The organism is Pedobacter arcticus A12 (genome assembly GCF_000302595.1).
Lineage (GTDB): Bacteria > Bacteroidota > Bacteroidia > Sphingobacteriales > Sphingobacteriaceae > Pseudopedobacter > Pseudopedobacter arcticus.
Window position 1 is genome coordinate 577,181 of sequence record NZ_JH947125.1, and the last position, 19,828, is coordinate 597,008.

General features: G+C 37.1%; 18 protein-coding genes. 10 read left to right on the top strand and 8 right to left on the bottom strand.

All coding sequences use genetic code 11. From position 1 onward, the window contains the following. Positions 1-307 precede the first annotated feature (307 nt). Positions 308-514: a hypothetical protein gene (locus tag B176_RS0103725; protein WP_017257433.1), complete on the bottom strand. Its 207-nt coding sequence runs from the start codon at positions 512-514 to the stop codon at positions 308-310. Between the two features lie 118 nt (positions 515-632). After that, positions 633-2,114: a glycine--tRNA ligase gene (locus B176_RS0103730; protein WP_017257434.1), complete on the bottom strand. Its 1,482-nt coding sequence runs from the start codon at positions 2,112-2,114 to the stop codon at positions 633-635. Positions 2,115-2,282: 168 nt separating this feature from the next. Between B176_RS0103730 and B176_RS21655 the strand changes: the two genes are divergently transcribed. Next, positions 2,283-2,459, top strand: coding sequence for a hypothetical protein (locus B176_RS21655; protein ID WP_017257435.1), 177 nt, complete (start codon positions 2,283-2,285; stop codon positions 2,457-2,459). A gap of 182 nt (positions 2,460-2,641) precedes the next feature. Here the strand turns inward: B176_RS21655 and B176_RS0103740 are convergent, their stop codons facing one another. After that, positions 2,642-3,211, bottom strand: coding sequence for a hypothetical protein (locus B176_RS0103740; RefSeq protein ID WP_017257436.1), 570 nt, complete (start codon positions 3,209-3,211; stop codon positions 2,642-2,644). Positions 3,212-3,275: 64 nt separating this feature from the next. Then, a complete protein-coding gene (locus tag B176_RS0103745; protein ID WP_017257437.1) occupies positions 3,276-4,241 on the bottom strand; it encodes a zinc dependent phospholipase C family protein in 966 nt (321 codons plus the stop codon). Positions 4,242-4,461: 220 nt separating this feature from the next. Here B176_RS0103745 and rpsT point away from each other — a divergent pair, with 220 nt between their 5' ends. The 6 genes from rpsT (at position 4,462) to B176_RS0103775 (ending at position 10,757) form a co-directional block, all read left to right on the top strand. Beyond that, entirely contained in the window at positions 4,462-4,713 is a 252-nt protein-coding gene (gene rpsT, locus B176_RS0103750) for a 30S ribosomal protein S20 (RefSeq protein WP_017257438.1), read from the top strand. 81 nt (positions 4,714-4,794) lie between these two features. Beyond that, the gene (gene radC / locus B176_RS0103755) at positions 4,795-5,496 is read left to right on the top strand and encodes a RadC family protein (RefSeq protein ID WP_017257439.1); all 702 of its coding nucleotides are present in this window, start codon (positions 4,795-4,797) and stop codon (positions 5,494-5,496) included. A 223-nt stretch (positions 5,497-5,719) separates the two neighbouring features. Continuing rightward, a complete protein-coding gene (locus tag B176_RS0103760; RefSeq protein WP_017257440.1) occupies positions 5,720-6,817 on the top strand; it encodes a vWA domain-containing protein in 1,098 nt (365 codons plus the stop codon). 148 nt (positions 6,818-6,965) lie between these two features. Beyond that, entirely contained in the window at positions 6,966-8,456 is a 1,491-nt protein-coding gene (locus B176_RS0103765; protein ID WP_017257441.1) for an AAA family ATPase, read from the top strand. 162 nt (positions 8,457-8,618) lie between these two features. Continuing rightward, positions 8,619-9,863 carry a metallophosphoesterase gene (locus tag B176_RS0103770; RefSeq protein WP_017257442.1) on the top strand — a complete coding sequence of 415 codons (1,245 nt, stop codon included), beginning with the start codon at positions 8,619-8,621 and terminating at the stop codon, positions 9,861-9,863. Positions 9,864-9,878: 15 nt separating this feature from the next. Beyond that, positions 9,879-10,757 carry a UbiA prenyltransferase family protein gene (locus B176_RS0103775; protein ID WP_017257443.1) on the top strand — a complete coding sequence of 293 codons (879 nt, stop codon included), beginning with the start codon at positions 9,879-9,881 and terminating at the stop codon, positions 10,755-10,757. Between the two features lie 28 nt (positions 10,758-10,785). Here B176_RS0103775 and B176_RS0103780 read toward each other — a convergent pair whose 3' ends face one another. From B176_RS0103780 to ileS, 4 genes are all read right to left on the bottom strand, one after another. Beyond that, positions 10,786-11,439: a hypothetical protein gene (locus B176_RS0103780; protein WP_154647878.1), complete on the bottom strand. Its 654-nt coding sequence runs from the start codon at positions 11,437-11,439 to the stop codon at positions 10,786-10,788. Between the two features lie 200 nt (positions 11,440-11,639). Beyond that, positions 11,640-12,242, bottom strand: a complete 603-nt coding sequence (locus B176_RS0103785) for a lipoprotein signal peptidase (RefSeq protein WP_017257445.1) — start codon at positions 12,240-12,242, stop codon at positions 11,640-11,642. Continuing rightward, positions 12,242-12,628 carry a TraR/DksA family transcriptional regulator gene (locus tag B176_RS0103790; protein WP_017257446.1) on the bottom strand — a complete coding sequence of 129 codons (387 nt, stop codon included), beginning with the start codon at positions 12,626-12,628 and terminating at the stop codon, positions 12,242-12,244. The genes B176_RS0103785 and B176_RS0103790 overlap by 1 nt, the downstream gene beginning before the upstream one ends. Positions 12,629-12,630: 2 nt before the next feature. Next, the gene (gene ileS, locus B176_RS0103795) at positions 12,631-16,068 is read right to left on the bottom strand and encodes an isoleucine--tRNA ligase (protein ID WP_017257447.1); all 3,438 of its coding nucleotides are present in this window, start codon (positions 16,066-16,068) and stop codon (positions 12,631-12,633) included. Positions 16,069-16,499: 431 nt separating this feature from the next. Here ileS and B176_RS0103805 point away from each other — a divergent pair, with 431 nt between their 5' ends. The 3 genes from B176_RS0103805 (at position 16,500) to recO (ending at position 19,819) form a co-directional block, all read left to right on the top strand. Further along, positions 16,500-16,697, top strand: a complete 198-nt coding sequence (locus tag B176_RS0103805) for a hypothetical protein (RefSeq protein WP_154647879.1) — start codon at positions 16,500-16,502, stop codon at positions 16,695-16,697. Between the two features lie 38 nt (positions 16,698-16,735). After that, the gene (porZ, locus tag B176_RS0103810; RefSeq protein ID WP_017257450.1) at positions 16,736-18,988 is read left to right on the top strand and encodes a type IX secretion system anionic LPS delivery protein PorZ; all 2,253 of its coding nucleotides are present in this window, start codon (positions 16,736-16,738) and stop codon (positions 18,986-18,988) included. Positions 18,989-19,093: 105 nt separating this feature from the next. After that, a complete protein-coding gene (recO, locus tag B176_RS0103815) occupies positions 19,094-19,819 on the top strand; it encodes a DNA repair protein RecO (protein WP_017257451.1) in 726 nt (241 codons plus the stop codon). Positions 19,820-19,828 lie beyond the last annotated feature (9 nt).

Below are 19,828 nucleotides of genomic sequence, written 5' to 3' on the forward strand. Positions count from 1 at the left end.
TTTATTGTTTCATGACATTCAGCAAACATGCGATAATTGTCAGATTAACAATAGTTTGATAAAAAAAAGCCTAAATTATCGAGATTTTTTGGAAGCTTCCGCGTCCCTTAATGCCTGCGCTAATTTGTTGCTGGGCTGGTTTTGGGACCGTACATGTTGTGGAGCGTAAGGTGTTTTATTTGTTCCAAATAGTTTATTCAGAATGGAGTTGAGTGCTGATTTGATTAGCGTAAGAGAAGTCATCTATCTAAATGGTTTTAAGAAACGTAATCAATAATACGAAGATTGTGCTACTTTATTGCGTGAGCTACAAATAAATCTTTACGCCGTTATGCTCTTCGTTCTTTTCGGTTTCTTTCTTATCTGTTCTTTTAGAAAACAGCACTAAGAAAAATACTAACAAACTCGTTTCTAGAAGAATAGTTCTAATTAAAAGAGAACCATAAAATGAAACTACTATGTTGGCCAATGTGCCGATTAATAAGGTAAGTATTAAGGTTCTGTAGCGATACATAATTTATTGGTTTTGTATCTAGTTTTTACGGAAGCTAAAAAATAAAGTTTCAATTTTTTTATTGCATAAAAAAAGCGCTTACCTGTTGTAGGTAAGCGCTTTCTTGTTTGTGTTTTTGTTAACCTAGTAAGTTTTTCCAGCTTACTAAATCGCCAATTATCTTTCCAAGATCAGCAATGGCTACTCTTTCTTGCTCCATACTATCTCTATGGCGAATAGTCACGGTGTTATCTGTTAAGGTGTCGTAATCTATGGTAATGCAATAAGGTGTTCCAATCGCATCCTGACGGCGGTATCTTTTACCGATGGCGTCTTTTTCATCATAAGCCATGCTGAAATCTAATTTCAAAGCATCCATAATTTCGCGAGCTTTTTCTGGCAGACCATCTTTTTTTGTTAGTGGTAAAACCGCTGCTTTATAAGGTGCTAACGCAGGATGAAGCTTTAGCAATGAACGCGAATCCTGTTTTTCGTCAGTACTTAAATCCTGCTCTTCAAAAGCATTCATCATGGTAACCAAGAAAAAGCGATCTAAACCGATAGAAGTTTCAATGACGTAAGGCACATAATTTCCGTAAGGTTTGCCAGTTTCTGGGTTAACCTCTGGGTCAAAATATTGCATTTTCTTTCTCGAAAACTCTTGGTGTTGCGTCAAATCAAAATCCGTACGCGAGTGGATTCCTTCTACTTCTTTAAAACCAAAAGGGAATTCATACTCAATATCAACTGCTGCATTTGCGTAATGCGCTAATTTTGCATGGTCGTGGAATTGGTATTTTGCTGGATCTGTGCCTAAAGCTAAATGCCATTTTAAACGGGTTTCTTTCCATTTTTTATACCATTCCATCTCAGTGCCGGGGCGTACAAAAAACTGCATTTCCATTTGCTCAAACTCACGCATACGCATAATGAACTGGCGGGCAATTACTTCGTTTCTGAAAGCTTTACCAATTTGGGCTATCCCGAAAGGAATTTTCATCCTTCCAGATTTTTGAACGTTTAAGAAGTTAACAAATATACCTTGAGCTGTCTCAGGGCGTAAATAAACCTCTTCAGCACCTTCTGCCATTGCGCCAAACTGCGTAGAAAACATCAGGTTAAACTGACGAACATCTGTCCAATTGCAGGTTTTAGAGACTGGGCAAGCAATTTTATGCTCTTCAATTAATGCTTTTAAACGAGGTAAATCCTCTGCTTTTAAAGCATCGTCCATGTCGGTTTGTAAGCTTCCAGCTTTTTCAATTTCGCCAGTGGTTTTATAAACTTCAATTTTATCTTCCAATAACTGATCTGCCCGGTAACGCTTTTGCGAATCCTTATTGTCAATCATCGGATCACTAAAGCCATCCACATGACCGCTTGCTTTCCAAACCTTTGGATGCATAAATATGGCAGAATCAATTCCCACAATATTCTCGTTCATCTGCACCATGGCTTTCCACCAGTAAGTTTTGATGTTGTTTTTAAGCTCTGCACCTAATTGACCGTAATCATAAACGGCACTAAGTCCATCATATATTTCACTGCTTTGGAAAACAAATCCGTATTCTTTAGCGTGTGAGATTACATTTTTGAAAATTTCTTCGTTATTTTTTGACATGATGTTGCAAATATAGCATTACCTCTATTTGAAAGTCAATTTTGCCTTAAATTTTTATTAATCAAGTGATTTGATAGCTGGGAAACGAGCGAAAAATAAACGGTTTTTAAATTAGGACGCTTTTAACACGCCATCCATTATATCTTTTTTGCAATCTGCCAACGCTTTATGGCAAAAAAGGATGCCATTGCTGTCGTTAGCGCAAACATGGTTGGTTGGTTGGTTGGTTGGTTGGTTGGTTGGTTGGTTGGTTGGTTGGTTGGTTGGTTTATCCGAAAAATAAAATATCTGTCCAGCAAGGAGACGATAAGGACAGCTATTATGAATGAGTTTGGAAATTTTTAAACTAGGATATTCTCTGCATTAACGATTGTAGTGGCATCTTTTTTGGCTATTCTGAGCCAAGTCGAAGAATCAGTCCAAAAAAATACAGCGGAAAGCGTGACCAGTTTTTTTGCTGGGAATGCCCTTAAAACTCTAATAATTGGCGATTGATGTAGCTTTAAGATAAAAGCTTCAAACCTTCCCTAAAAGCTAGTAGTGCTACTTGTATTGATGTTAATCATCCGATTTTGGGAGTTGTAAAATCCAATATCATACCGTTGAAAATCAAGACTAACGCCTATTGAACTTTTGTTAAAACCTAAAAAGTCGTCGTTGATGAAGGAAGCACCAACAGAGATACAATCTAAAAAAGTATAATCGCTACTGTGCGGATTAAGCGGAAATACCCAACTTAGTTTTCCGCTAAACGAGCTGGTATTGCTTAAATGTGCCATTTTGGTTAAAGTTTTTAGTTCCAACTCGGTGGAAGGCCCTGCAAACAAGGAAATTCTTGCTCCTTTATTAACGGGAGATCTAATAAATAGTGCTTCCACTTGTGGACCTGCGAATAACAAAGGTGAAATTTTTTGGTTGTAGCCCGCTTTAATCGTCATTAAAGATTTTATGCTTGTGCTGGTTAAAAGAGTGGCTATTTTAAAGTCAACTCCCACAAAAAAGTGCGAGTTTCGCTGAACATTTATCTGTTGCGCAAAAGATTGCTTGCTAAAGCCTATTGTAGCTAATAATAAAATAATGAAATATGACTTTTTCAACGTATGCCTCCTATATATTATAAGGAGTTATACGTTGTTTTCAGCATAAGGTTGCTGTTAAAAATTAATTTTCTGGCCGTCCAATAATCTGTCCTTTTTGAAATTTCTTCTCTTCTTCTTCCACCTCTTTTCTCTCTTTTACACTTTGGTCTGTATTTAAGAGTTTTTTCATGTCGGGCTGCCCAGCATCAACCCATGCGGAATACCAAAAACTACCTACGCTTAAAATAGAACTCCTCATTTGGCGTTCCACCATCCCATTAAGTGCATCATGATAGGCTTTGGAGTATTCTATAGAATATTCTTTTATTACCTTTCGGTTGCGTTCGTTATAGGTGTACTTGCGGTCGGCAGGGAAACTTTTGCTCAATCTTTTTTCTACGGCAAGTGTTGAATCTAAAAGTGTGTAGGTATTTTCTACAATATCCCAGGCTTTATTTAGCGGATTGTTAATGTAAACGGCTTTGCCTACAAAATAATCGTATTTATCTGCAAAAAGTTCGGGTAGGCGACTTTCCCAAAAGCCATGTATTCCAACTTGGTTGGTCATTTGCCCATTATAATTCTCAGAAGTATGTAGCGGAACGTGGGCATCAGCAATGTAATGCCCTAAATCTGATGAGTATTTTAAAATCAATACCGAATCGCGATTTATAAATGCATCAACGAGTTTGTAATAACTTCGTTGAATTTGCCAAGGTACAATTCCGTACGCTTTTAAAGTGTCTTCGCTTAGTTTTGCTACAGCATCATTCCACTTTCTGGGAATAATTTTGAAAGGTTCTGTGCCGTAATGGTCTGCATCTAAGTAATGTCGGGGTGCTTCAAGCGAATCTGCGTATCTTCTTTTATCTGGGTCAACAGCGTGAATAGTAATGTAGTTGATGTTAGATTTATAGAAGCCAATAAGGTCTTTGGGTAGGGTGAAAACAGCCAAGCGATTTATTCTTTGATGCCCAAAAAAGCCCCAAGATGTTGTGAGCAACAAGCAAGGAATGATTAATAAAAGAATAAGACGCTTGTTTTTCATTTTTCATTTTTTATATATCAAACAATCTAAACGCTACGCTAGTCGTTTTTGAGCCTTAAAAGCTGTTTATTTGTATAAGGTTTAAAATTAAGGTATGCATTTAATAATCAGTGGTTTTTTTAAAGAATAATTTTTTAAAAATGAATTTGCTTTTAATAATATTACCAGTATATTTGCAACCCTCAATAGAGGCAATGTTTAAAGGAATAAAAAGCTAACAATGGCAAATCATAAATCAGCATTAAAAAGAATTAGAGCAAACGCTGCTAAACGTTTACGTAACAGATACCAAGCAAAAACTACTAGAACTTTCATTAAGAGGTTGCGTAGTGCTGTTAGTAAAGAAGATGCTTTGGCTTTATTGCCTAAAGTAACTTCTATGTTAGATCGTTTGGCTAAGAAAAACGTTATCCACAAAAATAAAGCAGCTAACAACAAGTCAAAACTGACTAAGTTCGCTAACTCTTTATAGGAGATAAAAAATATTTTAACGGGCAGAATTCTTAGAAAGAGTTCTGCCTTTTTTTGTTTGCTTTTTTTGTAGATTTATTTTATGAGTCTACCCTACGAACAAAAAATAACCATTAAAGCTTGGGCAGAGGAAGATCGTCCACGTGAAAAATTACTAGCCCTAGGCCGACGAAGTTTGTCTGATGCTGAATTGATTGCCATTTTAATTGGTTCTGGATCTACCACAGAATCTGCTGTAGATTTGAGCAAACGCATTTTACACACGTATCAAAATAATCTAGCCAGCATTGCAAAGCTATCTGTTCAGGAATTATGCAAATTTAAAGGAATTGGCGAAGCTAAAGCTATTTCCATCATCGCAGGGTTAGAATTAGGCAGGCGGCGTAAGGAAACTGAAACTGTAATTACTGATAAAATTACCTGCTCAAAAGATGGTTTTAATATTTTGGCTCCGTATTTTTCTGATTTGTTGCATGAGGAATTTTGGATTTTGCTGTTAAACAGAACCAATAAGGTAATGAACAAGATACTGATATCAAAAGGTGGAATATCGGGTACAGTGGTGGATTCTAAAATCATTTTTAAAGCAGCCCTTGAGCACAATGCAGTAAATCTGGTTTTAGCTCATAACCACCCATCGGGCAATTTAAAACCTAGTCAGCAAGACTTAAGTTTAACAAAAAAATTGGCAGCAGCAGGAGAATTGTTGGATATCAAAATTTTAGATCACCTGGTTTTTGCTGGAAAAGGGTATTTCAGTTTTGCAGATGAGGGGTATTTGTAGGAGAAGGTTTTAAGTGGTAGGTTTTAGGTATTAAGTGAAAAGTTTAAAGGTTTTAAGTATTCTGTCATTCAACCCTTCTCTCATTCAAAATTGAATTACGCTATTCTTCAAAATTAATCATCCTTCTGTCATTCAATTCTTCAATCATCCAAAATTCATTTATTATAAATCAAAACTTTTAGCTTTATAAAATCGTTATAGCTATTCAAAACAATTGCAGAAGATGAGAGGTTACGGATTTTCACAATATGTTCCCAAACAATTGCCAAACGGTGGCTTTGATGAATTGCTAAAACTTTTTCTGGAGCTTTTAAACTACTCGGCAGGAGATGCAAATGAAGCACTTTCTTGGATGAACGAACTAGATAAGCAACATAATATCACCAAAAGCGATTATGGGATAGGTGATTTTATTGATGATTTAAAAAGCAAGGGCTATATAGGAGATGATGGCCCGAAAGGTGGATTTAAAATTACTGGTAAAACAGAACAAACTATCCGCCAGTCGGCTTTGGAAGAGATTTTTGGTAAGCTAAAAAAATCTGGGAAGGGAAATCACAACGCACCACAATCTGGTACCGGCGAAGAAAAAAATGCAGATAGGAGGGAATACCAATTTGGGGACAGTTTGGATCAGATTGATATGACGGCTTCTATCCATAATGCGCAAATTAACCATGGCATCGGTGATTTTATGATGACCGAGCGAGATTTGGAAGTAGAGGAGCGTGATTATAAAACGCTAACATCAACAGTTCTGATGATTGATATTTCGCACTCTATGATTCTTTACGGAGAAGATAGAATTACGCCAGCCAAAAAGGTTGCCATGGCTTTGGCCGAATTAATTAAAACAAGATATCCAAAAGATACTTTAGATATTGTAGTGTTTGGTAACGATGCGTGGCCAATATCTGTTAAAGATTTACCTTATTTACAAGTTGGTCCTTATCATACTAATACGTATGCAGGGCTAGAATTGGCAACTGATATTCTGAGAAGAAGAAAAACGCATAACAAACAGATTTTTATGATTACCGACGGGAAACCAACTTGCTTAAAAGAAGGTTTGAAATATTATAAAAACAGTGTGGGTTTGGATAAAAAAGTAATCAGCAAAACGTTAACTATGGCTGCTCAATGCAAAAAGTTGAACATTCCAATTACTACTTTTATGATTGCAAAAGACCCTTACCTGCAACAGTTTGTGCGCAAATTTACAGAAGTAAACGGTGGCAGAGCATTTTATAGCTCATTAAAAGGATTAGGCGAATACATTTTTGAAGACTACATAAAGAACAGAAGAAAGACTGTTAGATGATTTAGTAGCAAGATTTTAGTATCAAGACTAAGATCAAAGACATAAGAATCAAGACAAATTATCGACGCAGAAGATATAAATTTAGTACAAACAAACCACAAAATAAGCAAGTCCCTCTCCTTCGGAGAGGGATTTAGGGTGAGGCACCATGATAAAGACACTAGGAGAATTAAAGAAATCGGGGTACAAAAGCCGTTCTATAAAAGAAGAGCTAAGAGAAAACTTAATTGCCCGATTAAAAGATAAAGATTTAGGTTTTGAAGGGATTATTGGTTTTGAAGATACCGTAATGCCTGATTTACAGACTGCAATTTTAAGTCGACATAATATACTATTATTAGGACTGAGAGGGCAGGCGAAGACGAGGATTGCCCGTTTGATGGTAAATCTTTTGGATGAGTATGTGCCATATATTGCAGATTCTGAATTGTACGACGATCCCTTAAACCCAATAAGTTGGGCAGGTAAAAACACGATTGAGATCCACGGGGATGAAACGCCGATTGCTTGGTGGCACCGTAGCGATAGATATACCGAGAAATTGGCAACGCCAGATGTTACCGTTGCCGATTTAATTGGTGATGTTGACCCGATAAAAGCCGCTACGCAAAAACTTCATTATTCTGATGAGCGGATTATCCATTTTGGATTGATTCCGCGGGCGCATCGAAGTATTTTTGTAATCAATGAACTGCCGGATTTGCAAGCGAGAATTCAAGTTGCGCTATTTAATATTTTGCAGGAAAGAGATATTCAGATCAGAGGATTTAAGTTGCGCTTGCCTTTAGATATTCAGTTTGTATTTACTGCAAACCCAGAAGATTATACCAACCGTGGTTCTATTGTAACGCCTTTAAAAGATAGGATTGAAAGTCAGATTTTAACACATTATCCAAAGTCTGTAGCAATTTCGAGGAAAATAACGCAACAGGAAGCTTCGATTACAGCAGAACAAAAAGTTATTGAATCTGACGGATTGGTTAAGGATTTGATTGAGCAGATAGCTTTTGAAGCTAGGAATTCGGAATACATCGATAAAAAATCCGGAGTTTCTGCCCGCTTGACTATCTCTGCTTACGAGAATTTAATATCTCATGCCGAGCGTAGAATGCTGATTAATGGTGAAAAAAGCACAGTCGTTAGAATCAGCGATTTTTTGGGGGTGATTCCAGCAATTACAGGTAAAATAGAATTGGTTTATGAAGGTGAATTAGAAGGTCCGGCTAAGGTGGCCAACATTTTAATAGGGAAAGCGATAAAAACATTATTGCAGACTTATTTTCCAGATCCAGAGCGGATGAAGAAAGCTAAGAAAGATAATCCTTACGCGGATATTATCAACTGGTTCGGTAGCGGAAATAGTTTGAATTTATTGGATGATATTACTGATGTTGAATATAAAGAAGCATTGAATTCTGTCCCCGGTTTAAAACAGGTGGTAAAGCAATTCCATAAAGACATCAGCGAAAACCAAACTTTGTTGTACATGGAATTTGTGTTGCATGGTTTGGCAGAATTTTCTTTGGTGAGCAAAGGCTTTTTAGAAAAAGGTTTTGAGTTTAAGGATATGTTCAATAGCTTATTCAGCTCCGAGTTTGCAGAGGATGATGATGATGGGAATTTTGACGACAGGTATTAATTAAAATTTAAGAATAATTTGCGTTAGGGATTGCAGTGGTAGCTTTTTTGTCATCCTGAGAAATGGCACTCTGAGCGGAGTCGAAGAGGGAGTCGAAGGATAGACAAAAAACTATAACGTAAAGCCCGACCGCTTTTTAGCGGGAACGCCCAAAGAAATATAATGGGAAAAATTATTGGATTAAGTATTATCTCGCTTTCACTAATAGCGTTTGATTTTTACATATACAAGGCGGTTTTAAACATCTATCCGCAATGGAGTGCAGTAAAAAAGAAAAATTTTAAGCACCTCTGGTTTGGCTACACTTTAGTGCTACTGCTTGGTGTAGTGATTAGTCTAACGTTTACCAATATTTGGTTGTCGTTAAAAACGGTCATCTTGGTGGCCTATTTTATTACGTTTGTCACCAAATTGGTCTGGTGTATTATACTTTTTGTGGATGATATTAGGCGAGGAGCTGTTTTTGTTAAACGTAAAGTAGTAACAGAAGTGCCTATTACTGAGCCAAACAGGGATGCGATTCCACGGTCCGAGTTTTTAGTTAAAGCTGGTATGGCGGTTGCTGCAGTGCCCTTTGCTAGTTTGAGTTGGGGCGTTGCTTATGGTGCTTATGATTATCGGGTTCGCAAACAGGTTCTCGCGTTTGAAAACTTGCCTAAAGCATTTGATGGGGTTACCATTGCGCAGATTTCTGATGTTCACTCCGGAAGTTTTTACAATAAAAAAGCAGTGTTGGGTGGTGTAGAAATGATGTTGCAACAAAAGCCCGATATGGTGTTTTTTACTGGTGACTTGGTAAATGGTAGAGCGAATGAGATGCGGGATTATCAAGATATTTTCGCAAAAATAAAAGCGCCACTGGGTGTTTTTTCTACTTTAGGAAACCATGATTATGGAATGTATGAAAAATGGTCAAGCGAAGCAGCTAGGAACAAAAACATAGCAGACGTTAAAAAAGTACACGCTTTAATGGGTTGGGATTTGTTGATGAATGAAAACCGTCGTGTTAAAGTGGACGGTGAAGAAATTGGTGTTTTAGGGATAGAGAACTGGGGAAAAGGCCGTTTCCCGAAGTTTGGCAAAATGGAAGATGCGATTAAAAATACTGATGATTTGCCGATTAAACTGCTTTTATCTCACGATCCGTCACATTGGCGAGCAGAAGTTTTGCAAAAATACCCACAGATTGATGCTTCCTTTGCCGGACATACCCATGGTGCACAGTTTGGTGTAGAAAGCGAATATGTGAAATGGAGCCCAGTACAATATGTTTATGATGAGTGGGACGGTTTATATGAAGAAGGAAAACAGAAACTATACGTTAACGTAGGTTATGGCTTTTTAGGCTATCCTGGCCGGGTTGGAATTTTGCCCGAAATAACGATATTTGAGCTTAGAAGAGCTTAAGTATTCCTTTTTTTAATGATAAAGTACTTTCAACGACCGCTGGATTTTTTGTTGTTCAGCAATATTTTCATTTCTTTAGGTGCTTTAGCGCAAGGTTTACTAACCTACCATTTGTTGGGTTTTTCGCCCTCTTGGGTAGTTGTAGGTTTCCTGTTTTTCTCAACCTTGCTCACTTATAATTTTAGTATTCTAATTCAGCGTCCTAAAAATCCAGAGAAATCGGAGTATAGAAGAGTGCGCTGGATTTTTGGAAACTATAAGTTAAACGTTGGGATATCTATTGTTGCTTTGGTTGCGATAATTCCGCTGTTTTTTATGCTCAGTTTTAGGTCGCAATTGCTCAACGTATTTCTGGGTATCCTTTCTTTGGGCTATGCAATGCCCCTTTTTAAATCAAAGAACACGAAGTTTGGACTAAGGAACGTACCCGCGGTTAAGTTGTTTTTGATTGCTGCGGTATGGGCATTAAGCTCGGTAATGATACCTTATTTTGAACTGCAGAATACCCAGCAATTTTATCTTCCTTGGCAGGATATAGCAATTCTAAACTGTAAGCGGTTTTTATTTTTAGTAGCAATCACAGTTCCGTTCGATATAAGAGATATGTTTCAGGACAGGGTTTATGAGCTAAGGACTATCCCGACGATTTTTGGTGAGAAGAAAGCATATCTCTTTTGTCAAGTAATGCTGTTGACCTATATGGTGTTGCTTTTCTTTTTCAGAAACCGAGGTTTTGATGCGGATTTTTTCGGGTTAGGAATAACTGCAGTTTTAACGGGCTGGTTAATATTTAAATCTAAATGGGAAAAGAATGAGTATTACTATTTCTTTTATTTAGATGGGACTTTGATTTTGCAGTATGTGATGATGTTGTTTTTTGGATTATTAATTTAAATTTGAGTTATACAAGATCGTATTCTATTTAGTTATTTACGAATACGGTTGTGTCAGAGCCGAGGGTAGTGATTGTAAAAACTGTAGATTTAAATTCTGGTTTTTTATCGGTATAGAAGGTATTCTTAAATTTTATCGTGGTATAGCGAGGCACACTGAAACTGACAATAGTATCTTTAGTTATGGAAACCGAGGATGCTTGATAATACACACAGTAACAATTTGTGGATTCCAGTAAAAAATTATTGTAGTTATAATCTGAGCTGTTTTTAAGATTGATTTTGAGTTCGATTAGTTTACTTACCTTGAAATCTACGGTATTCGATTCTCCCAACTTTAGGTCTGCTATATCCGAAGCATCTATCGATCTAATTATCCCGTATTTTTTTATGTCGTTGTCTTTGAACTGGATTCGGTATTGCCCTAATGCCGGAGTGAACTTTAAGCGATAGCTACCAAAATTATCTGTAACGACGCTGTCGAAATCCTCATATCTGATCATGTCGATTGAGGGTATCTGTCTCACCAATTTTAAATGCACATTGGCATATCCTTCAGAAGTGTACGCATCAATCACTTTTCCGGTTATAGTTGTTTCAGGCCCCTCAAACTTTTTACACTCGGACATCGAAGAAAGCAAAAAAACAGAAAGTATTAAGAGGATTGAATAATGATGTTTCATAACTTGATAAGTCCTTCAAAGTGAATTAATTTCGAGTTCCCCAGAAATTAATAATCTGTTTATCGGCAATACGAGCATTTATGTAAAAACGCAACAACTAAATATAAAAAAAACCGCTCTCTTTTCAGAAAACGGCATAAATTTTAAATTTCCATTCAGGCTTTCAGCCTTCGGCTTTTCGCTTTCAGCTTACAAAAAGCCTAATCCTCCACAACCTCACTATTAATAGATGGTTGTTCTTTAATATCCTCTTTAAAGTAAACTTTCTGGTAAATTAAAATCATAATCACGCCGATAGATATGGCAGAATCTGCGATGTTAAATACCGGGCGGAAAAACACAAAATCTTCGCCTGCCCAAATTGGAAACCATTGTGGAAAATGCCCCTGTATAATTGGAAAGTAAAACATATCTACAACCCGTCCGTGGAACAATTTTTCGTAATGGTAGATCACTCCGTAAAAAACGGAATCAATAATGTTGCCTAAAGCACCCGCAAAAATCAAGGCAACGTTTAAAATTAAACCCCTGTGGTATTTGTGTTTGATTAAATGATGTAAACCGTAACCAATACCAGCAACAGCTAAAATCCTAAATAAGGAAAGAGCCAATTTTCCCGCCTCGCCACCAAACTCCATTCCAAAAGCCATTCCGTTGTTCTCGGTGAAATGGATGATAGCAAAGTTTTTAATCAAGTGAAATTCCTGACCAATAAACATATTGGTTTTTACCCAAGTTTTTAAAACTTGATCGGCAATTAATATTACGAAAATGGCAATAAGTGGTTTTGTATAACCCTTCATTAATTCTGTTTTAACTTTGCTTCAATACTTAAAGTTGCGTGAGGCACCGCCATTAAACGTTGTTTTTGGATCAGTTTACCAGTTTCTCTGCAAATACCGTAAGTTTTGTTTTCAATACGTACCAATGCAGCTTCTAAGTTTTCAATAAACTTTTTTTGGCGGGCAGCCAATTGATTCAACTGCTCTTTTTCTAAAGTAGCCGAACCATCCTCTAAAGTTTTGTAAGTTCCGGCAGTATCATCAGTCCCGTTTTTGTTCGGATTGCTTAATGAACTGGTCAAAGCTAAAAGCTCTTCTTTAGCACTGGTTAATTTATCTGTTATCAAAACTTTGAATTCTTGTAATTCAGAGTCTGAGTAACGGTTTTTAGGTTTAGATTCTTCCATGGTTAGTCTTTCTTAATAATGGTAAATATTTTTGTTTCTTCAATTTCTATAACTTGGCCTTCCGTAACATTAGCACTTATTTTTAAAGAAGTAGCTAGTATTTCGGCGCAAATATAAGATAAATTATTTTCCACAGCATTTGCAATTAAATCATTGCGCTGTAGCGTAACATTTATCTTGTCTGTAACTTCAAAACCTAAGTCTTTTCTTAAGTTTTGTATCCTATTAATTACCTCGCGGGCAATGCCTTCTTCTTTTAATTCTTGGCAAATGTTTACATCTAAGGCAACTGTTAATTTGCCCAAGTTTGTGACTTGCCAGCCCGGTACGTCCTCCGCTATAATCTCCACATCCTCTGGTAAAATCGTATAGCTATCTGCATCAGCGTTAAGCGTTACCGACCCTTTTTGTTCAAATTCAACAATATCAGCATCAGTAAACGTACTAATTTGTGCGCCAATCACTTTCATGTCTTTCCCTAATTTTTTACCTAAGGATTTAAAGTTAGGTTTGATTTTTTTCTTGATGATTCCTGCTGTATCATGAATATACTCAATTTCTTTGATGTTCGTTTCCGATAAAATCAACTCTTTAACCTTTTCCACCTTTGCTTGAAAATCGTTATCCAAAACAGGCAACAAAATCTTGCTCAAAGGCTGACGAACATTAATACTCACCTTTTTACGTAAAGAGAGCACCATCGAAGAAATATCCTGTGCTAATTGCATTCTTTCTTCCAAATCCTTATTGATTAAGCTGTTTTGATAAACCGGGAAATCAGCAAGATGTACAGATTCGAAAGTTTCTTTGTTGCTAACAGAATTTAAATCGTTAAACAACTGATCAGAGAAAAATGGTGCAATTGGAGACATTAACTTGCTGATGGTGATTAAACAAGTATAAAGTGTTTGGTAAGCAGATATTTTATCCTCAGAATAATCGCCTTTCCAGAAACGACGGCGACTTAAACGCACAAACCAGTTACTTAAATGTTCATCCACAAAATTTTGGATAGAACGGGCAGCTTTTGTTGGTTCAAAATCGTTGTAAAACTCATCAACCTCTTTGGTTAAAGTGTTCAACAAAGAAATAATCCATTGGTCAATTTCTGGACGGTTTGCTAAATCAATATCTTCTTCTGCATAAGTGAATTTATCGATGTTGGCATAAAGTACAAAGAATGCGTAGGTATTGTAAAGTGTCCCGAAGAATTTACGGCGAACTTCATCCAAACCATCTTCGTTGAATTTTAAGTTGTCCCAAGGCGATGCATTGCTGATCATGTACCAACGCGTTGCATCGGCACCGTACTTTTCAATAGTGATAAATGGGTCAACCGCATTACCTAAACGTTTCGACATTTTATTGCCGTTTTTATCCAGCACCAATCCGTTAGAAATTACATTTTTAAAAGCAACGGCATTATTATGATTTTTCTCGTTTACTGCTTTTATTTCCTCACTACTTTCATCTAAAAGGGTAGCTAAAGTATGCAAAGTGAAAAACCAACCACGGGTTTGGTCAACACCTTCGGCAATAAAATCTGCCGGATAGGCATTTTCAAATTCTTCTTTATTTTCAAAAGGATAATGCCATTGCGCATAAGGCATGGCGCCACTATCAAACCAAACATCAATTAAATCCAGTTCGCGGTGCATTTTTGCACCTTTGGCAGAAATCAAAACCAAATCATCCACATAAGGGCGGTGCAAATCAAAATCTCCCGTTCCTACAGTTTGTAAATAGGTATTGTTTTTTAGGGCTTCATCAACAGAAAGTTCATCACTGTCTAAAGCTTTTGAAAGCTCTGTTCTTAATTCTTGTATTGAACCAATGCAGATTTCTTCCGCACCATCTTCTGTTCTCCAAATTGGCAAAGGAGTTCCCCAATATCTGGAGCGAGATAAATTCCAGTCCACCAAATTCTCCAACCAATTGCCAAAACGGCCGGTGCCGGTACTTTCTGGTTTCCAGTTGATGGTTTTATTACGTTCTACCAATTTATCCTTAACTGCAGTAGTTTTTACAAACCAGCTGTCTAACGGATAATATAGAACAGGCTTGTCAGTTCGCCAGCAATGTGGATAACTGTGTTCGTATTTTTTAACGTCGAAAGCCTTATTTTGTTCCTTCAGTTTAATTGCGATTAAAACATCTGTTCCTCTAAAATCTTCGGCTTTGCGTTCTTCATCGCTGTAATATTCTTCTTTTACGTAACGCCCAGCAAAATCTGTAACCTCCTCAACAAACTTACCTTGCTTGTTAACCAAAGGGTATTCGTTTCCGTTTTCATCTTTTACCATTACCGACGGTACGCCAGCTTCGCGAGCAACTCTAAAGTCATCCGCACCAAAAACAGAAGCGATGTGTACAATTCCTGTTCCGTCTTCTGTAGTTACAAAATCAGCAGGAATCACACGGAAAGCGTCTTTCTCTAAAGCTTCATTGCTTACATAGGGCATCAACTGCTCGTAACGTAACCCTAAAAGCTGAACGCCTTTAAATTCGGCAACAATCTCCCAAGGAATAATTTTATCACCACCATTGTAATCTTGGAAAGACGCGTCTTTAGCATCAGCTTTAAAATGTTTAGCCACCAAATCTTTGGCTAAAACCACACTAATTGGTAAAAAAGTATATTGGTTAAAGGTTCTCACCTTTACATAATTGATGTTTTCGCCTACCGCCAGCGCACAATTTGATGGTAAAGTCCAAGGTGTAGTTGTCCAGGCAATCATGCTGGTATCTTCTTCGGGCGTTTCAAATAATACATCCGTTAGCGGGTGTATCTGCTGGTTTCTAATTTTAAACTGCGCAACAATAGAAGTGTCTTTTACATCACGATAAGTACCAGGCTGGTTCAGTTCGTGAGAGCTTAAACCTGTTCCTGCAGCCGGCGAAAAAGGTTGCACAGTATATCCTTTGTATAAAAATCCTTTTTGGTGCAATTGTTTTAAAATCCACCAAAGTGATTCAATATATTCGTTTTTATAGGTGATATATGGGTCGTTTAAATCAACCCAGTAACCCATTTTTTCGGTTAAATCATTCCAAACGTCAGTGTAACGCATCACTTCTTTTCGGCAAGCGTCGTTATAATCTTTTACTGAAATCTTTTTTCCAATGTCTTCTTTGGTAATGCCTAAAGATTTTTCGACAGCCAGTTCAATCGGCAAACCGTGAGTATCCCAACCGCCTTTACGCTTTACTTGGAAGCCTTTTAACGTTTTATAACGACAAAAAATATCTTTGATCGCTCTCGCCATCACGTGGTGAATTCCAGGCATTCCGTTAGCAGAAGGTGGTCCTTCATAAAATGTATAAGGTTTAGATGCTGGTCGGTTCTGAATACTTTTATCGAAAATCTCGTTCTTCTTCCAATCGGCTAAAACATCTTTCCCAACCTGCGATAAATTTAATTGCTTATATTCTTTATACATCTGCGCTATCTCCAAAATTTAAAGGTTGCAAATTTACGAAATCGTTTGGTAAATAAGATATAATTAAACATTGCTGTATCAAATTTTGAACATATTTAATTGGTTTTTAGTTGATTTATGGATTTTGTGGGAAATATTTCTACATTAATTATTTGGGCGTTTTAACAGGCTGTCCACTGTATCTTTTTTTGTTTAGGCTCAGGTCTACAAAATAAGATGCCGTTTCCATCCTTAACGCAAGATTCTAGGTGTTTTGAGATTCTTATTAAAGAGAAACTCCCCAGCTCTGTGAGCTCTGCGTTTTCTGTGGTTTTAAAAAAAAAATCATTCAACCTTGCAACCTTTGTAAAAACCTCCGTGGACTTTGCGGATAAAAAAGAGATTGGACACAAATTTGTATATTCAACATAAAAAAAGGAGGCCTAATGCAAATGCTCAGAAGATCAATACCAATATTTAAGATAGGTTTAATTGTCCTGCTTGCAGGTGTAGCATTATATTTTTATAGCGAATTATACGGTAAATACGTTTTGGGCGTAGGGATGATACTGATTTCTGTGGCTTTGGTGCTCTATATCTTGTTTATGTTTAAACGCTACGGCGAAAAAACAAAAGCTAAAATGGAATAAGTCAAATCCTAAGAATTACGTATTTTAGAGGCTTTTAGATGAAAAAGCTTTTTCCCTTTCTTTTGATCTGGTTCTGTTGCCTGCGGATTTCCGCACAACAAGTCGCATTGGGGCAGTGGCGTACTCATTTGCCTTATAACAATGCGCTTTCTCTCGAGTCTTCTGATGATGAAATTTATTGCGCAACTATCGGAGGCTTATTCAAAGTTGATATAAAAACAAACGAAATTACTAAACTTTCCACCATCGACGGACTTGCAGGTACAAATACCAAGCTTGTTGCGTACGACCAAACTTCCAAACAGTTTTTAGTTGCCTATCAAAATGCTAATCTTGATCTAATCAAAAATCAGAAGATTTATCATTTGCCAGAAATCTTTGATAAAACGGGGTTAGGAAATAAAGCTATTAACACCATCACTTTTAACAACGGAAACGCATATTTAAGTTGCAGTTTTGGAATTGTGGTTTATGATTTAAACAAGCGAGAAGTAAAAGACACCTACTATTTAGGAAACGGAAATCTCGAAATTCTAAACATCGCAATAAATGACGATGCAATTTTCGCTAATACTGCCGATGGTGTTTACGAAGCAGGCTTAACGAATCTGCTATTGGCAGATGCTTCCAGTTGGAAAAAACACGATGCTACAAAAAATTATCCGAATGGGGCTTGTACTTCTTTAACTGCCTTTAACGGTAATCTATACGGTTTATTTACTGATGGAATTTACCGTTACAAAGATAATTCATGGCAACTTACCAATATATTTCGTACAAATGTTAATACGTTGAAAACAAGCAATAATTTGTTGTTAGCGATTGCCTCATTTAGAGCAATTAGCTATGATCAACAAGAAAATATTGTAGAGAATTTGAGTGATTTGTCAGCTTTTGACCGAGTGAACGACGTGATTGTTCGCCCAAATAATTCCATGTATTTAGTTGATGGAATTAGGGGATTATTGGTGAAAGCTACTGCCCAAGAATTTAAAGCGCTTTTGCCCAACGGGCCAAATACAACACATGTTTCCAATTTGAATTATGTAAATGGAAAACTCACTTTAGCTCCAGGGGCGATTTCTATGGCTTATGCCCCAGCATATTATAACGATGGGTTTTCTCAATTTGCCAACGGGGAATGGATCAGTAATAGCGGTAGAAATAACACAGCCTTTGTTGGAATTCGTGATATTGTGTGCAGTGCATTTGATGCAAATACTAAGATCACTTATTTAGGCTCCTACGTTAACGGCGTGTTAGCTTTCGATGCTTCTGGAGTTTTAAAAACCTTTAATCAAAACAATAGCACTTTACAGTTGACCATCGGCGATCCCACAAATATCCGTGTAAATGGTTTGGCTTTCGATAGTAAAAATAGCCTTTGGGTAACGCAATATGGCGTAAATAAGCCCTTATCTGTGAAAAACACAAGCGGTCAATGGCTTTCTTATGATTTCACATCGGTGTTGCCCGATCCTATGACTACGGTTACAGGTCTTTTAATCGATAACGAAGATAATAAGTGGCTTAAGCTAAGAACTGGCGGTTTGTTGGTCTTCGATGGTTCAAAAACTCGGAAAGTTGGATTTGGAAATAACAACGGAGCTTTACCCGGAACAGATGTGAAATGTTTGGTCTCAGATAAAGATGGAGCCGTTTGGATTGGAACCGAGGCTGGAGTTGCGGTGGCTTATAATCCTCAGGATTTATTGATGGGTGCAAATGTAGAAATCCCAAATTTGGTTGAAGACGGTTTTTTAAAACCTTTACTTGCCGACCAAAACATAAATTGTATTGCAGTAGATGGGGCAAATCGAAAATGGATGGGAACAGATAATGGCGTTTGGTTATTCAATCCGGAAGGGACAAAGCAGATTTTGTTTTTTAACAAGGATAATAGTCCGCTGTTAAGTAATCAAGTTTTAAGTATTGCGATAGACGGTGAAACTGGCGAAGTGTTTTTTGGAACTGCTAACGGTATCATCTCTTATAAAGGTGATGCAACCGCACCTGTTGCTAAAATGGGCAAAATTATCGTTTACCCGAATCCTGTTCGTCCAGGTTTCACAGGTAATATTGGGATTAAAGGACTCGCCGAAAATGCCAATATTAAAATAACAGATATAAACGGCACTTTAGTCTACGAATCCACTGCTAATGGCGGACAGGCAACTTGGAACGGTAAAAACTTCAGTAATGAAATGGCATCTTCTGGCGTTTATCTGGTATTGATTGTTAATAAAGATGGCTCAGATTCTGCCGTTGCTAAAATTTTGATTGTGCGCTAATGTTAACTATAAAATATCTTGTTAATTGTCGCCCCGGGCGGAGTCGAAGGGTAATTTGCATAGTCTTCGACTCCGCTCAGCCTGACAACGTATGTTTAGTATAATATGCTCCACAAAACCAGAGGAATAGTTTTAAGAATCACCAATTACGCAGAAACTAGCGTGGTCGCTAAAATCTATACGCAAAAATTTGGCTTACAAGCTTACTTAATTAATGGCGTTAAAAAACCTAAAGCAAAAATTCCGCTGAACATGTTACAACCCATGCATTTACTGGATATGGTGGTTTATCACAAACCTAACGGGAATATGCAAAGGGTAAAGGATGTAAGCAGTTCCCCGGTTTTGCAAAGCATTCCTTACGATATTGTAAAAAGTAGCATCGTTATTTTTTTGAACGAGATGATCTACAAATCCATCAAGCAACAGCAGGAGGATGAGGTCCTGTTTGAGTTTATCGCAAAAAGCATAGAACTGTTAGATCATAGCGAACATGGGGTTGCCAATTTTCATTTAATTTTTTTGTTAAAGCTGACTCGTTTTCTTGGGTTTTACCCGGATTTAGGTGGCGCAGAAAAGTTTAATTTCTTCGATTTAAAAGACGGTGTTTTTGTAGCGAACCAACCGCTACATACTTTTTTTATTGAAGCAGATTTAAAAACGTATTGGTTGCAGCTTTTTAAAAATTCGATAGAAAATTTTGAAGAATTAAAGATTGGTTCTTCTGTTCGTAAGGTTTTGTTGAATAAAATTATTGAATATTACAGTTTCCATATTGAGGATTTTGGGGTGGTAAAATCGCATGAGATCCTGGAAGAGGTACTTTCTTGAGATGTTTCA